The organism is Saccharopolyspora phatthalungensis, assembly GCF_014203395.1.
In the GTDB taxonomy this organism is placed as follows: Bacteria; Actinomycetota; Actinomycetes; order Mycobacteriales; family Pseudonocardiaceae; genus Saccharopolyspora; species Saccharopolyspora phatthalungensis.
On record NZ_JACHIW010000001.1, the window covers coordinates 2,062,889 to 2,077,431 of the forward strand.

A 14,543-nucleotide genomic window follows, 5' to 3' on the forward strand; every position below is an offset into this window, starting at 1 on the left:
AGCTCACCTAGCGTTGTTACTAGCCGGTAACTACGCTCGGGGCTGCTGATACCGACAAGTGGAGGCCGCGATGGGAAGCTCCGGATTCGACGCTGGCGAACTCTCGGCCCTGCTGGACGGGCGTTGGGCCGACATCCGGAAGCAGGTCCGCGACGCCCTCGACGGCGTCCAGCTCCCGCCGGGGGACGGCCTCGACACCGAAAGCCACCGCGCGCAGACCCTTGAACAGCTGCACCTGCTGGTCAAATCCGGTATCACCGACCTCGGCTTCCCGGTCGCCTACGGCGGCCGCGGGGACACCGGCGGTTCGGTGGTCTCGCTGGAGATGCTGCCCGGAAACCTGTCGCTGATGGTCAAGGCGGGTGTCCAATGGGGACTGTTCGGCGGCGCGGTCGTCGCGCTGGGCACCGAGCGCCACCACGAGCGCTACCTGCGCGACATCATGCGCCTGGACCTGCCGGGCTGCTTCGCGATGACCGAGACCGGCCACGGCTCGGACGTCCAGCACCTGCGCACAACCGCCACCTACGACCCGGCGACGCAAGAGTTCGTGGTGCACACGCCGCACGGGTCGGCGCGCAAGGATTACATCGGCAACGCCGCCCGGGACGGCCGGCTGGCGGTGGTATTCGCCCAGCTGATCACCGATGGCAAGAGCCACGGCGTGCACGCGCTGCTGGTGCCGATCCGGGACGAGAACGGGAAGATCTTGCCGGGCGTGCGGATCGAGGACTGCGGCCGCAAGGCCGGGCTCAACGGCGTCGACAACGGCCGGATCACGTTCGACCAGGTGCGGGTGCCGCGCGAGTCGCTGCTCAACCGCTATGGCGACGTTGACCCGGACGGCGCCTATCGCAGCCCGATCACCAGCCAGAGCAAGCGGTTCTTCACCATGCTCGGCACCCTGATCCGCGGCCGGATCTCGGTGGCCGGCACCGCGGGCGGTGCGACCAAGCTGGCGCTGGAGATCGCGCTGCGCTACGGCGACGCCCGCCGCCAGTTCGGACGCCCCGGTGCCGGCGAGGCGACCGTGGTGCTGGATTACCTCGCGCACCAGCGGAAACTGCTGCCCGCGCTGGCGAAGACGTTCGCTCTGCACTTCGCGCAGGAGGAGCTGGTGTCGACCCTGCACGACGCCCCGGGCGGCGAACGCGAACAGCGCGAGCTGGAATCCCGCGCCGCGGGCCTGAAGGCGATCACGACCTGGCACGCGACCCAGACCATCCAGACCTGCCGTGAGGCATGTGGCGGCGCGGGCTATCTGGCGGAAAACCAGCTGGCCCTGCTCAAGGCGGACACCGACGTCTTCACCACGTTCGAGGGCGACAACACGGTGCTGCTACAGCTGGTCGCCAAGGGCCTGCTGACGAACTACAAGGACCAGTTCGACGACCTCGGCACGCTGGGCATGGCCAAGTTCATCGCCGACCAGTTCGTGGGCGCGGTGATCGAGCGGACCGCGACGCGTAACCTGGTGCAGCGGATCATCGACGGCTCGGGCAAGGACGACATCCTCGACCGGGGCTGGCAGCTGAAGCTGTTCGACGACCGCGAGCGGCACGTGCTCGATGGCCTCGGTCGCCGCCTGCGCAAATCCAACCGCGACAACGCCTTCGAGGTCTTCAACAACGCGCAGGACCACGTGCTGCGCGCCGCCCGGGTGCACGTCGACCGCATCGTGCTGGAGGCTTTCGTCGCGGCGATCGATCGCTGCCGCGACCGGCGAACCACCGAGCTGCTGAACAAGCTCTGCGATCTCTACGTGCTGGCCAACATTGAGGCGGACCGCGGCTGGTTCCTGGAGCACGAGCGGATCACGCCGCGTCGGTCGAAGGCGATCATCGAGGCGATTAACGTGCTGTGCGGCCAGATCCGCCCGCACGCGGTGGACCTGGTGGCGGCCTTCGGCCTTCCGCGTCAGTGGCTGACTGCCCCGATCGCCACCGGAGCGCAAGCCCAACGCCAGGAGGCGCAACGCACCCACGAGGCTTCGGCGGAATGATTCAACGGCACGCCAGTTGCTCTGTCATCGGGTAGTGACCGCCCTTCGTCCGGCTCGTACTGCGTTCAACCGTGCATCAGCTTCTCTCCGGCGACACCAGGGGAATGGACTCGCCCGGCCGCTGCGCAAGCTTGCGGTTCGTGCTGTCGACGCACGTGGTTTCCTCGAAACGAGTGGAACCGATCGGCTCGCAGTGCGTCACACCTTGCGTACGACCGATGCCGAGACGTTGAGAGGCCATGATGCACACCCTGCTCCGGAAAGCCGCGATCACCGTGCTCAGCGGTGCTTTTCTAGTGGGAACCGCCGCGACCAGCGTGGCGGCGGTGCCCGAGGAAGGCGCCGCCGACTGGAAAATCCAGTGCGAGTCGAGCGCCAGCGGCAAGGATGGCGCGTTCTACAGGGGCCCCTCCGCCTCCTACGTCTACGACCGGGCTTTCGGTAAGGGCCCGGCGGTCCCGGGCCTGGACAAGTACACCCCGCAGGGCATTTCGCCTTGGTACAACTGGGATGGCAGCGGCAACGACCTGCTGCTTGTGACCTCCTACGGCGCGAAGGGCCAGGACGCCCGCATCGTCGGCATCGACCCGAAGAGCGGCAAGCACGTCGGCACGGTCGGCATCGCCGAGTCGCACGTCGGCGGCATCACGGTCAGCAAGGGCTGGGCGTTCGTGCAGGGCAGGGACTCGGGCAAGTGGGACACGATCCGCAAGTACAAGCTGTCCGACCTCAAGGACGCGATGAAGAAGAGCGGCGTCCCGTACCTGAATCAGGACGGCAAGGCACGCCGGGTGTATGCGGCGTCGTTCGTGTCGAGCTATGGCGACACCTTGTACGCGGGCAAATTCAACGATGGCGGCCGCGGCAAGATGTACTCGTACAAGATCAATGACGACGGCTCGCTGACCACGCAGCACGCCTACGAGGTGCCCACCAAGACGCAGGGCCTGATGGTCACCAGGGACAAGTTCATCTTCAGCACGTCCTACGGCCGCACCAAGCGCAGCAACATCTTCGTGGTAGACAAGGGCGCGACGGACATCGACAAGCCGTCCACCAAGTGCTTCCGCGCCCCGAGCATGGCCGAGGGCATCACGGAGTACAACGGCGCCGCCTACCTGGTCTTCGAGTCGGGTTCCTACAAGTACCGCGACGCCCGCAACGTGATCGAGAACCTGCACAAGGGCAACATCTCCGCCATCACCAACTTCTGATCAAAAGCCGATCAAGCAGCGGCCCGCACACCGGCGGACCGCTGCTTTTTCGTCTGCCGCTGCTGCGAGGCGACGACAGCCCGGACCGCCACGCCGAGCGCGGTGTTTCTGCTGGCCAGGAAGTGCAGTCAACGTGGTGCGTGAGGAGATCGCGGTGCTGGCTACATCGTGATCGAGGTGACGAAGGCGGCCCACTGCCCGGTTCGGAAGATCAGGATGCCGCCTTGTCGATTTTTGGTATCTCGAACGGCGACAACGTCGCGCATCAGCGCCACTTCGACGCACGCCTGAGAGTTCGTGGTGTGGCTCGACGTGAACCACGCTGCACTATGAAGCTGTTCTTCTAAGCCTGACACCCGGTCAGATTAACTCTTTAGGGTATCGCGGATAAGGTCGACAGTGTCTTGTCGACCAAGTGCGAACGTGCTCGCCTCCTCGAAGGAAGCGCTGTACTGAGCCACACGTGCCTGGTCATCGATGAGATCCATCGCAACGGCTGTCTCCAGCCATGCGAGTCGCGGCAGGCGAGGGCTTGGAAAGGTCAGCACGTGGAAAGTTGAGCTGCCCATCGCGCCATAACTTCCAGCCGTGAATGGGATGACCCGAAGATCGAGGTTGTCTGGATACTTGTCGATCAAGTCGAGTAGATGGCGGAGTTGTTCCTCCAGGACTGCGGTCCCGCCTACTTGTTGGCGCAGCGCGGCTTCACCCATGAGGATCGACGCTCGCAGTGGGTCCGCTCCCTGTATGCGGTGCTTACGGCGCATTCGTACTTCGACGCGACGTTCCACTTCGGACATCCGAAGGTTCGCTCCGTCGCCTCGATGGATAGCGCGCGCATAGCTCTCGGTCTGGAGAAGGCCGGAGACCAGGATGTTCTCGTAGCTTCGCACCTCTTCGGCTCCGTGCTCGTATCCGAAGAACCGGAGTAGCTCTGCCGGGTAGATGCCGCCGTAACGTGCCCACCAGCCGCGACCCTCGCAAGTCTTGCGTAGGGCAACGAGCTCTTCCTGGTCTTCGGGTGGCAGCTCATACACGGCGGTCAGTTGGCGGAGCTTGTCTTCAGCGATCGTGCGCCGACCGTGCTCGATGTTGCTCATGTAGTTCTGCGTGATTCCAAGGGCTTTGGCGGCATCAGAACCCGTCAGCCCAAGGTTCTCGCGAGCCTCTTTCAGGCGTTGCCCAAGTTCCCAGGCGGCGAGCGTTGGAGAGGCGGGTGCCATCAGAATCCCTTCGTTCAGGGCAATACGCGGGCTTTTGTCACATCTAGCACAGAGCACAGCACACTACTGAGTGATAGATCAAGAAGTATTTCTTCTGTAACTTCTTGTCTAGGCGGCGGTGCCAGATCGCCTTCCCCTCCCCGTCGATCGGACCGCCGCCGTCTTTCCCTTTCTCTTTGGAGGTGTTCTTGGTGCTGCTTCCCGATTTGCAGCCGCAGCGGCTTGTTTTTTCCTGGCGGCCTTTCGAAGGTTCCCGGCACGGGTTGGAGCCGACCGAGCCGCCGTTGCCCGGGCAGGAGCGCTCGACCTTGTGCGGCCGAACGATCAGCGTCGATCGGGCAACCGAGGTCGACTGGCGCGCGGCCACTTGCGAAGTCTGCTGGTCCGAAGCCAAAGCCCGCCGCGATGCGGCGGGCTGATCTGTCCAGAGTGGACTGGGTCGAACTGCACGACACTACGCGGAGGTTGGACATGGACGTGGTGCTGGGATTCATCAACTCGCCGATGGGCGCGCCGAGCGCGATCGGTGTGCTCGCCGTTGGCGTCGCGTTCGTCGCGGTTTTCCCGCTGCGCGGCGGGAACGGCCAGCACGCGGGCGCAGGACCGGGTGCGGTCAGCGTCTGGCAGATACGCGACGCCACGCAGTCGGCGGCCACGCGACATCCGGCAGAAACGCGCGAGCGGGACACCTTCGACGACATGACGGCCGAACAGTGCCGCGCTTACCTGGCCGATCGCCACCGCCGCATGCTCGTCGCCGAACCGCCGCCTTATGTCGGCAAGCACCGCCTCGCGATTGAAGACCTAGTCGACGAAATCTACCCCAAGGTGGCCGTGGCGCTGGCTCCCGCGGCCCTCGCGCACCAAGTATGGCCCGACGGGATCCGGGTTTCCGCACCGATCCGGACGAAGTCGCTCAGGCCAAGCCGATCTCGTGGGTGAGCTCGTGGAGTATCGAGTCGAAGAGCAGGTCGGCGTGCTGGAGATCGAACGGGAAGCGGCCGAAGACCTCCAGCGCCACGTAGCCGTACAGGCGCACCCACCAGCGCAGCAGGAAGTACACCGCGTCCGGGCGCAGTGCCTCCTGCGGCACCTCGATGCCCTCGGCGGAGAACGCCGCCGCCAACGCCTCCCGGTTCGCGGGCAGGTCCGGCAGCTCGAACGGCGGTCCCGCCTGGGAGTCGATCTTCAGTGCCCCCTCGATCAGCAGCGGCCCGACGATTCCCAGGAAGACCCCGGCGAACTGGTCGGCCTGCCACGTCCCCGCCTCGCCCTGCGGGACGGCGAAGACCAGCGCGAACTCCTCCGGGTGCGTCAGCGCCCAGCGCCGGAACGCCCGGCAAACCCCAAAGATCTTTTCCAGGAAGTCCTCGCCCACCGGTTCCAGCGCCGCATGCAGCTCGCTCGCCAGGTCGGCGCAGATGTCGTCGCGCAACTGCCGGAGTAGATCTTCGCGGGACTCGTAGTACCGGTACAACGCCGGCGCCGTGATGCCGAGCTCCCGGGCGATCGCGCGCAGCGTCACCGCCTCGCGTCCGTGCTCGACGAGCAGCGTCCGCGCGTGCTGCCGGATCTCCGCTTCGGTGGCCGCGCGAAGCCGCTCGCGCCGAGTCACCTCGGTCATGTGCCACTCCTGTGTGTGCTGGACGACCCTGCCCTTCCGATCGGCCGCTCGTGAGTGTGGCCCATCCGGCCCTCCGATCGGGTGTGCGCGGCCGGCCCCGTCGCCGCGGCGACGCCCAGTGAACGGCATTTACGCAGTTGACGGCGTTCACCTCACGGTAACCGGCGCGGGCTCCGGTCACCAGCAGTCGGCCACCAGAAAGGGGCGCGCTCCCGGATCTCCGAGTCGCAGTGTCGGACAGTCCATAGTGGATTCTCGGTGGACGCCGAGTGCGAACGCGAACTAAGAACCGCGCGGTGACCTGCACATTGCGGTGTGGGAATAAACTCACCCCGCTCCGTGTGCCGCTGCACCGGCTAGGTTCACCGAAGATGCCTACGACTCAGGAGGCAAGATGACCGCCGTCGTCCAGGAAGTCGTCGTCTACACCCGGCCCGGCTGCCCGTTCTGCACCTCGCTGCGAGCCGGGTTGCGGCGCCAGGGGCTGGCCTTCACTGAGGTGAACATCTGGGAGGACCCGGCGGCGGCAGCAGTGGTGCGCTCCATCGCCGATGGCAACGAGACGGTGCCGACCGTGGTCGTCGGCGACTGGCAGGCGGTCAACCCCTCGGCGGGCAGTGTGCTTTCCGCGGTCGGCGAGCACGCGCCGCACCTGCTTCCGGAGCGGCAGCCAGGCCCGGTCGAAGGTGCGTTGAATGCTTTGGGGCTGCGCAAGGTCCGCGACTGATCGTGCCGGGCCAGCGGCCCGATTTCCGCGACCGACGGCGCTCTCACTGGGGGCCGACCGTACGGGGGGCGTTACGGCCGGCCCACAGCAGGTTGTGATCGTCAGCTGCGCGATACCGGCGAACAACAACCCACTTAGTTTGACGTCCGGCTACGCCGAAAAGATCCACAGTCGACCCGAAGTTAGCTCGAACGGTGGATTCCATTTGGGCGATCCTCCACTGTGGCTTCCGCCACACGATTGTTGCCGCTCACAAACCAATCCGGCCGAATTCCGGTCGTCTCGTGCGCGTGCGCGAACGGCCCGTTCGCCGCTGTTCTGAAGGCGAACGGGCCGTTGGCGTGCTACCCGGTGCGGCCTGGGTGGCGTGGGCTGGGAATCACTCCGAAGACGGGGCAGTCCCGGCCGAAGCGGCCGGGGACTGCGCTGGGCGAGCTTGACTGGTGTCGACGGGCTCGCCCGGGATCGGATCGGTCCCGCCGAGCAGTACGCCCGTCGGTGGCGGCAGTCTGTCCGATGCGGTCCCGGGGGTCGGGTCCGCATCGCTCGTCCCGTCATCGGATGCGGCGGGCAGTTGGCTGGCGAAAAGGTTCACGACGGCGGCCAGCGGCTCGGCGAACCAGTCGAGGCGCTGGTTTGCGTCGGGGATCAGGGTGCTCGTTGCCATGCCCACAGCCTGCTGTTTCCGGGTTCCGGCCGGATCCGTACGGCTACTCAGGTGTTACTCATCGGTAGTCGAGTCGCTGCGACATTTGGGGGAGGTAAGAACCACTGTCGTCACCGGGTGTGTTCACGTTGGCCCTGGTAGCCGGGCCGAACGGGGTACTCATGCCTACGATCGCCCCACGGGCCGATTGAGGAGGGTATGGTCTAGACAATGTCGCGCTTGACTGGTGTCGGAGTCAGCTCCGGCCGCGCTTCGGGACCGGTTGTCCGGGTCGCCGACTCCTTGCCCGAACCGCCCGTCACCCCCGCGCCCGCCGACCCGACCGCCGAAGCGGCGCGCATCCGGCCGGCCGCCGATGCCGTGGCCGACCGGCTGTTCCAGCGGGCCGGCCGAGTTGAGGGCGACGCGAAAGCGGTCTTGGAGACGACCGCCGCGATGGCGATCGACCCGGCGCTGATCTCGCAGGCCGAACAACTCGTCACCGGCCGCTCATTGCCCGCGCCGCGCGCGGTGCACGAGGCCGCCAACGGCTTCGCGGACGCGCTGCGGGAAGCCGGAGATTACCTGGCCGAACGCGCCCGGGACGTGCAGGACGTCCGGGACCGGATCATCGCCGAGCTGTCCGGAGTGACACCGCCCGGCATCCCCGAATTCGAGCGGCCGAGCGTCCTTATAGCCCGCGACCTCGCGCCCGCCGACACCGCCGACCTCGACCCGGATCTGGTGCTCGCGCTGGTCACCGAGGAAGGCGGTCCGACCAGCCACACCGCGATCTTGGCGCGGGCACTGGGCATTCCGGCCGTGGTCGCGGTCCGCGGGCTGCTCGCGGTGCCGGACCTGGTCGGCGCGGTCGTGGACGGCGACCGCGGTTCGGTCGAAACCTCCGGCCAGGCGGTGGCCGTCCAGGTCGCGGAACGAGCCGGGGTCGGCGAATGGAACGGCGTCGGTGCCACCGCGGACGGCGTGCCGGTCAAGGTCGTCGCGAACGTCGGATCGGCCGCCGACGCGCGTGCCGCCGTCGCGGCCGACGCCCAGGGAGTCGGCCTGTTCCGCACCGAGTTCTGCTATCTCGGGGCCGATGACGAGCCGGCTATTGAGACGCAGCGGACCGCGTACCACGAGGTGATCGCGCCGTTCGCGGGCAAGCCCGTCATCGTCCGCACGCTCGACGCCGGTGCGGACAAGCCGCTGCCCTTCCTCGGCATGGGGGTGGAGCCGAACCCGGCGCTCGGCGTGCGCGGTCTGCGGGTGGCCTTCGACCGGCCCGACGTGCTGGAACGGCAGCTGGAGGCGATCGTCGGTGCCACGGCAGATTCCGCCGCCGAGGTGTCCGTGATGGCTCCGATGGTCGCCACCGTCGACGAAGCCGCCTGGTTCGCCGACCGGGTGCGGGCCGCGGGACTGCCGCGCGCCGGAGTGATGATCGAGGTCCCGGCCGCCGCGTTGAGCGCGGCGGAAATCCTCGACGCCGTCGACTTCGTCAGCATAGGCACCAACGACCTCGCCCAGTACGTCTTCGCCGCGGACCGGATGGCGGGCGCACTCGCCCAGCTCAACGACCCCTGGCAGCCTGCGTTGCTGCGGCTGATCGCCAAGGTCGGCGACGCGGGACGGGAGCTCGACAAGCCCGTCGGCGTGTGCGGCGAGGCGGCGTCCGACCCGCTGCTGGCCGGCGTCCTCGCCGGGCTCGGCGTGACCAGCCTGTCGATGGCTGCCGGCGCTGTCCCGGCGGTCGGCGCCGCGCTCGCTAAGCACCCGTTCGCGACCTTCCGGCAAGCTGCCGACGCGGCGCTGTCCGCACCGACCCCGTCCAGGGCCCGCGAAGCGGTCCGCGCCGCCCTCGACTGAATCCTCCGGTTGCCTTGGACACCGCCGATTTCGCGCGAAATCGCCTCGAACAATTCACACTTTGTGGGGGTTAAGCCCGGGATCGGGCGAGGACCGGGCGCACCAGGTCTCGCAGGTGCGGCGACGGCTCGATGCCGAGCTCGCGGTCCAGCAGCCGCTCGTAGCGCTGGTAGTGGCGGACCGCCTGCGCCGGATTGGCCTGCTGCAGCAGCACCTTGACCACCGCGCAGTGCGCCGTCTCCCGGAACGGCTCCACCTGGGTCGCGGCCTGCGCGATCTCCAACGCCGTCGCCAGATGCCGGGACTGCACCAGCCGTTCCGCGGCCATCTCCAGCGCATGCACCTGCAACTGCTGCAGGCGCTCGCGTTCCGTCAGCACCCAGTCGTCGTACCAGCCGGGCAGGAGCGGGGCGTGCCGCGCCAAGTCGCGGCCAATCTCCGCGCAGTCCGCGGGCGATTCGGTTGGGTCCTGGCGCAAAAGGTAGCGACCGGCGGCGACCAGGCCATCGACGTCCAGTGACACCAGCGGCGCGAGTTCAAGCTCGTGCGAGGTGCTGATCACCGCGCCCTGCGCACGCTGGCGCACCCGCCACAGCGTGGTCCGAAGATTCGCCAGCGCGCTCTGGTCGTCACTCTCCGGCCACAAAACACCGGCCACGTAGTCACGTTGCGTGCGTCCGCGCAGCGCCAGGAAGGCGAGCAGCCGTTGCCCATTGCTGGACATCGGCACGCCATCGCCCCCCGCGTGCAGGTCCCACCCGCCGAGCAGCGACAGCCGGAATTGCTGATCGGGCTGCGCCGGGGTCCGTGCACGTCGGCGTGTCATCGGACGCACTGTTCCACCGGTCATAGTTCCCCCCTCGACAGGCCTGCCACAGGGCTTCAGGGGGGCGACACGGCTTGCCGTCCCTTCCCCAGAAACCCGGAGCACCGGCGGGGACGCCGGAAGCAGGTCCCACATCCGTGCCTATCGGGGGTGCTCCGGTCGGTTGTTACGGCACTACTCACCGTGATTTTCGGTTCTGAACTGGCTGCGATACGTATGTGGGGCTCCCACACCCCCCGTGGGAGCCCCATGAAGGAGCACAACTCAGGCGCGCACAGCACGATGGCGTCCGCGTGTGCTCCGTGGCTTGCGTTGGGCGATGCGCCGGGAGATCCGTCGGCCGACCCGCACCACGAACGCGGTCGCGCCTACCCACGGCAGCAAAAGGATGATCATCGCGACCACTGCCAGCAGCGCGGTCCAGAAATGCCCCTGCCCGACACCGTTCGCCAGCATCGTCCAGTAGTCCTGTCCTCTGGTGAACACCCGGGACAGGTAGACCGGGAGCCGCCAGAGCAGCAAACCCACCGCGACCAACAACGTGGGCACCACGATCAACACCCAGGCGGCGACGATGATCCGCACCCGCGGCCGCAGCCCGGTGTAAGCGTTGGGCTGGCCGCCGTCGCCCCGGCGCCCGGTGAGGCGTCGCAGGAACGGGGCGACCTGTGAGAACAGGTTCGGCACCCCGACCAGGTCGCCAAGGATGTAGTAGCCGTCCATGCGCAGCAGAGGCAACATCTGCTGCAGCATCTGGATATGGCTGAGCGCGATGAAGACCAACAGTGGTTGGAAATGCGTCAAATCGTAGATCCCGGCCATGGCCAGAATGAAAATGGCGTTGAAGTAGACGCCGCCCAGGTCGGTGCGTAGTCTGCCCCGCCGGTCCAGCCGGTATGCGTCGGTGACGTTCGTGTAGAAGCAGGGAATGATCAGCATGATGCCGACGCCTATCGCGCCTGGCTTCGCCCCGCCATAGTGGCATCCCGCGGCGTGGCCGACCTCGTGGAACAACGTGCTGGCCAACACCAGGCCCATCAGCAGCAGCACATGCGCCGGTTCGCCCACGGACTGCTGGAATGCCGCATCGATGTAACCGGAGCCGATCAGCCACGCATCGAACGCGAGCAACCCACACAGCACAAGAATTACGATCACGGGTGCGTACAACGGCGCGAGAATCGCCGCCGCCACGCGCACCACCCGAGCAGGCGCGAACACGCCGTGCATGGCCAAGGACAGCAGCGGATCCGCCTTCGGTGGCTCGGCGATCGGCTCCGACAGAGTGGCGACGCCGAGCGGATGCAGTTTCTCGTTGATGAGGAATGCCGCGCCGACGGCGGACACTTCCTTACCAGTCGCCTGCGACACTCGCGCAGCCACCTCGGCCAGCTGCCGGGTGCCGTCGATCGCGGCCGCGAGCTGGTACAGCAACGGTGACACCAACACCATCTGACCGTCGCCGCGGGAGATCAGGTAACGCGGTTCATCAAAGCCGCTGCCCTCGTATTCCCCGCACAACGACACTCCGTCGGCCAGTCGCGCAACCGCCTGCTCGTCGGTCTCTTCGACGCAGTCGGTCTGAGTGACTTCTGACATGGCTTCCTCCTGCGAACCCGGTCAAGTGCGGGTAGATGCACTGGGTTGAGCGCTGTGGCGAGCAGGTGAGCCTGGCCGGGAGCGAGCGCTTCGCTCCCGGCCAGGCGGGACCGTCAGAACTGGTTGATGACCTGAGCGGCCGTGGCCTGCGAACCGAAGAGCGCCACAGCCGTGTTGACCGCCACGATTGTGTTGATGTCAGGGAACAAGTTGCAGCAGCCCCCCAGGGCTTCGCGCTGCGGGAGCAGTTCTGCGGACTGGCTAGAAAAATCAAGAACGTCCATGTTGCATCTCCTCGTGTTGGAGCCCGGCCGCCCACCGCGCGCAGCAGCAGTGGGCGGCCGGGGGTGTTAGCGACTGACCTGGGTGATGACCTGTGCGGCCGTGGCCTGCGAACCGAAGAGCGCCACAGCGGTGTTCTTCGCCACGACGGTGTTGATGTCAGGGCCGAAGAACCAGCAAGCTTCGCGCTCGGGCAGTACCTCAGCGAACTCGTACGAAAACTCCATGATCTGCTCCTGTTCGCATCAACGGAATTTCGACTGCGGCTTCGCGCCGCTGGAAACGAGTACGCCAGAGGTCCGTCACCGCCCCGTCACCACTCCGTCACGCGGTGTCGTGGTGCGCCGGGTGACGCCCTTGGTCACAGTGGGTAATGCCCTGCGTGCCCTGGGGAAACACCATCCGGTTGAAAGCCGTTGTCGGTGAATCGGGTGAACCTGGAAAATCCTGTACAGACCGCTGTCACCCAATGAAAAAGGCCCCTGCGCCCAGACCGGGCGCACGGGCCTTGACCAGCCTTTTCAATTGTCCTGGCAGCGCCGTGGCCGCTTGGCCGGGTGTCCGGCCCGCCGGTACCCACATCGCCGCGCGAACCCGGTGCGGACCGGGCGGTTCAGGCTTCTTCGGCGTCGGCTTCCTGGTCCAGGCCGTGTTCGATGGCGTAGCGAGCGAGTTCGACCCGGTTGTGAAGCTGCAGCTTGCGCAGCGTCGACTGGACGTGGTTCTCCACCGTGCGGTGCGAGATCACCAGCTTCTTCGCGATCTGCCGGGCGGTCATCCCCTTGGCGACCAGCCGCAGCACCTCGGTCTCCCGGTCGGTCAGCTGCGGCGCCTGCGAATCCGAATCCGGGGTGATCGCCATCCGCCGGTACTCCCCGAGCACCAGCCCGGCCAGCCCGGCGGTGAACACCGCGTCGCCGACGGCGGTACGCCGCACCGCGTCCACCAGTTCCTCGACCGATGCCGACTTGACCAGGTAACCGGAGGCCCCGGCCTTGACCGCCTCCAGCACGTCGCTGTGCTCCCCGCTGGCGGACAGCACCAGCACCCGCGTGCCGGGGATCTCCTGGGTGATCTGCAGGGTGGCGTTGACCCCGGAGGTGTCGCCCAGGTTGAGGTCCATCAGCACCACGTCGGGCTTGACGGTCCGCGCGATGCGCAGCGCGGACGCGGCGTCGCTCGCGGTGGCCCGCACCTCGAAGCCGCGCTCCGTCAGGTCGCGGGCGACTCCGTCGCGCCACATCGGGTGGTCGTCGACGACCATCACGGTGACGGGCGGCTCGCTCATCGTTTTCCTCCTCTGCGGCGCTTGGCCGGGGGCGCCCCTGGACGGGGCACCCGGATCTCCCACTCCGTTCCCTCGCCGGGCGTGGTGTCCAGCATGATCGTGCCACCCATGTTCTCCACGCGACCCCGAATCGACTTGGCCACGCCCAACCGGCCTTCGGCGGCCGCTTCCTCCAGTCGGCCGTCGGGGATGCCCGGTCCGTCGTCGCGAACGCTGAGCACGACCGCGTCCGGCAGTTCTTCCAACAGCACCCATGCCTGGGCGGCCGTGCCGGCGTGCTGCTCGACGTTCGCCAGGGCTTCCCGAGCCACCGCGAACAGGTCGGTGCTCAGGGGTTCCGGCAACCGCACCGGATTGCCCGGGGTTGACACGTGAATCCGGCCGGTGCGCAGCACCTGCAACCGCGCGGCGAGGTCGGTCTCACCGTTTGCGGTGGTCTCCTGCGGCGTGGTGGCGACCAGCGCACGCAGCGCGATCTCTTGCTCCCCGGCGAGTTTCGCCAGCTCGGAGGCTTCGCCACCGAGTTCCGCGCCGCGTCGCCGCACCCGCGCGAGCACCTGCAGCACGCTGTCGTGGATGTTGCGCGCCAGCCGCTCCCGCTCCGCGGTCGCGGCCTCCGCGCGCAGGGCGCGAGCGAGCCGATCGGTGGACTTGCGCGCGGTGTCCGAGGCCAGGCCGATCACCAGGCCGGTGCCGACCAGCAGCAGGGTGTCGAGCGACATCGCCGAATCGCTGTAGCCGCGGATCAGGTAGTTGTTGGCGGCGGTGATGATCCCGGTCGACAGCCCGCCGAGCATGCCCCACTGGGACGCGGCGGCGGTGACCATCGTCGGGTGCCAGACCGTCACCACTGACGGATCGTTGCTCAACATCTGATCATCGGAGAGGATGAACTCGTTGCTGAGGAATAGCGTGGTCACCACCACACAGTCGATCAGCACCATGCGGTTGGTGCGTCCGGCACGGGACCAGTAGCGCCAGACGGTGAACACCGTCCACAGGCCCATCGAGACGATGACCACCAACGCCAACCACGGCCGGCGGTAGTCGTCGAACTGGACGATCACCCAGAAACACGCGTACAGGAACGTCACCACGCGGAACACGTTGTGCCCGCGCCACAACGGCGAACGACCGTCGGCCACTTGAGGTTGACGTGACAGCTGTTGCGGACTGCCCACATTCGCTCCTTCCCAGCGGACCATCCTGCCGTACGCCAGGCGTTGGCAGCGGGAACCGGATC

General features: G+C 67.2%; 16 protein-coding genes. 6 read left to right on the forward strand and 10 right to left on the reverse strand.

What is annotated here, in order from left to right; all coding sequences use genetic code 11:
* Positions 1–70 precede the first annotated feature (70 nt).
* Both BJ970_RS09165 and BJ970_RS09170 read left to right on the forward strand, forming a co-directional pair.
* Positions 71–2,002, forward strand: a complete 1,932-nt coding sequence (locus BJ970_RS09165) for an acyl-CoA dehydrogenase family protein (protein WP_184725878.1) — start codon at positions 71–73, stop codon at positions 2,000–2,002.
* A gap of 239 nt (positions 2,003–2,241) precedes the next feature.
* Positions 2,242–3,216: a hypothetical protein gene (locus tag BJ970_RS09170; protein WP_246470794.1), complete on the forward strand. Its 975-nt coding sequence runs from the start codon at positions 2,242–2,244 to the stop codon at positions 3,214–3,216.
* Between the two features lie 161 nt (positions 3,217–3,377).
* On the opposite strand, the gene BJ970_RS09175 is transcribed toward BJ970_RS09170, so the two are convergent.
* A complete protein-coding gene (locus tag BJ970_RS09175) occupies positions 3,378–3,572 on the reverse strand; it encodes a DUF397 domain-containing protein (RefSeq protein ID WP_184725879.1) in 195 nt (64 codons plus the stop codon).
* Positions 3,573–3,581: 9 nt separating this feature from the next.
* Positions 3,582–4,439 carry a helix-turn-helix domain-containing protein gene (locus BJ970_RS09180; RefSeq protein ID WP_184725880.1) on the reverse strand — a complete coding sequence of 286 codons (858 nt, stop codon included), beginning with the start codon at positions 4,437–4,439 and terminating at the stop codon, positions 3,582–3,584.
* A 191-nt stretch (positions 4,440–4,630) separates the two neighbouring features.
* Between BJ970_RS09180 and BJ970_RS39930 the strand changes: the two genes are divergently transcribed.
* Both BJ970_RS39930 and BJ970_RS09190 read left to right on the forward strand, forming a co-directional pair.
* On the forward strand, positions 4,631–4,858 hold the full coding sequence (locus tag BJ970_RS39930; RefSeq protein ID WP_376775113.1) for an HC3 family zinc finger protein: 228 nt from the start codon (positions 4,631–4,633) through the stop codon (positions 4,856–4,858).
* A gap of 52 nt (positions 4,859–4,910) precedes the next feature.
* Positions 4,911–5,381, forward strand: a complete 471-nt coding sequence (locus tag BJ970_RS09190) for a hypothetical protein (protein WP_184725882.1) — start codon at positions 4,911–4,913, stop codon at positions 5,379–5,381.
* On the opposite strand, the gene BJ970_RS09195 is transcribed toward BJ970_RS09190, so the two are convergent.
* Positions 5,356–6,063 carry a TetR/AcrR family transcriptional regulator gene (locus BJ970_RS09195; protein WP_184725883.1) on the reverse strand — a complete coding sequence of 236 codons (708 nt, stop codon included), beginning with the start codon at positions 6,061–6,063 and terminating at the stop codon, positions 5,356–5,358. The two genes, BJ970_RS09190 and BJ970_RS09195, sit on opposite strands and share 26 nt — an antisense overlap.
* 394 nt (positions 6,064–6,457) lie before the next feature.
* Between BJ970_RS09195 and BJ970_RS09200 the strand changes: the two genes are divergently transcribed.
* The gene (locus BJ970_RS09200) at positions 6,458–6,790 is read left to right on the forward strand and encodes a glutaredoxin family protein (protein WP_184725884.1); all 333 of its coding nucleotides are present in this window, start codon (positions 6,458–6,460) and stop codon (positions 6,788–6,790) included.
* A gap of 379 nt (positions 6,791–7,169) precedes the next feature.
* Here BJ970_RS09200 and BJ970_RS09205 read toward each other — a convergent pair whose 3' ends face one another.
* On the reverse strand, positions 7,170–7,457 hold the full coding sequence (locus tag BJ970_RS09205) for a hypothetical protein (RefSeq protein ID WP_184725885.1): 288 nt from the start codon (positions 7,455–7,457) through the stop codon (positions 7,170–7,172).
* Between the two features lie 210 nt (positions 7,458–7,667).
* Here BJ970_RS09205 and ptsP point away from each other — a divergent pair, with 210 nt between their 5' ends.
* On the forward strand, positions 7,668–9,305 hold the full coding sequence (gene ptsP / locus BJ970_RS09210; protein WP_184725886.1) for a phosphoenolpyruvate--protein phosphotransferase: 1,638 nt from the start codon (positions 7,668–7,670) through the stop codon (positions 9,303–9,305).
* Positions 9,306–9,375: 70 nt separating this feature from the next.
* Here ptsP and BJ970_RS09215 read toward each other — a convergent pair whose 3' ends face one another.
* The 6 genes from BJ970_RS09215 to macS all read right to left on the reverse strand — a co-directional run bounded on the left by BJ970_RS09215 (position 9,376) and on the right by macS (position 14,481).
* On the reverse strand, positions 9,376–10,131 hold the full coding sequence (locus BJ970_RS09215; protein ID WP_184725887.1) for an AfsR/SARP family transcriptional regulator: 756 nt from the start codon (positions 10,129–10,131) through the stop codon (positions 9,376–9,378).
* Between the two features lie 264 nt (positions 10,132–10,395).
* Positions 10,396–11,730: a hypothetical protein gene (locus tag BJ970_RS09220; RefSeq protein ID WP_184725888.1), complete on the reverse strand. Its 1,335-nt coding sequence runs from the start codon at positions 11,728–11,730 to the stop codon at positions 10,396–10,398.
* 113 nt (positions 11,731–11,843) lie between these two features.
* Positions 11,844–12,014: a hypothetical protein gene (locus BJ970_RS09225; RefSeq protein WP_184725889.1), complete on the reverse strand. Its 171-nt coding sequence runs from the start codon at positions 12,012–12,014 to the stop codon at positions 11,844–11,846.
* A gap of 66 nt (positions 12,015–12,080) precedes the next feature.
* Positions 12,081–12,239, reverse strand: a complete 159-nt coding sequence (locus BJ970_RS09230) for a hypothetical protein (RefSeq protein WP_184725890.1) — start codon at positions 12,237–12,239, stop codon at positions 12,081–12,083.
* 386 nt (positions 12,240–12,625) lie between these two features.
* Positions 12,626–13,300, reverse strand: coding sequence for a response regulator (locus BJ970_RS09235; protein WP_184725891.1), 675 nt, complete (start codon positions 13,298–13,300; stop codon positions 12,626–12,628).
* Complete coding sequence (macS, locus tag BJ970_RS09240) at positions 13,297–14,481, reverse strand: MacS family sensor histidine kinase (protein ID WP_312864170.1); 1,185 nt, start codon at positions 14,479–14,481, stop codon at positions 13,297–13,299. Before macS ends, BJ970_RS09235 begins: the two co-directional genes overlap by 4 nt.
* Positions 14,482–14,543: the final 62 nt, after the last annotated feature.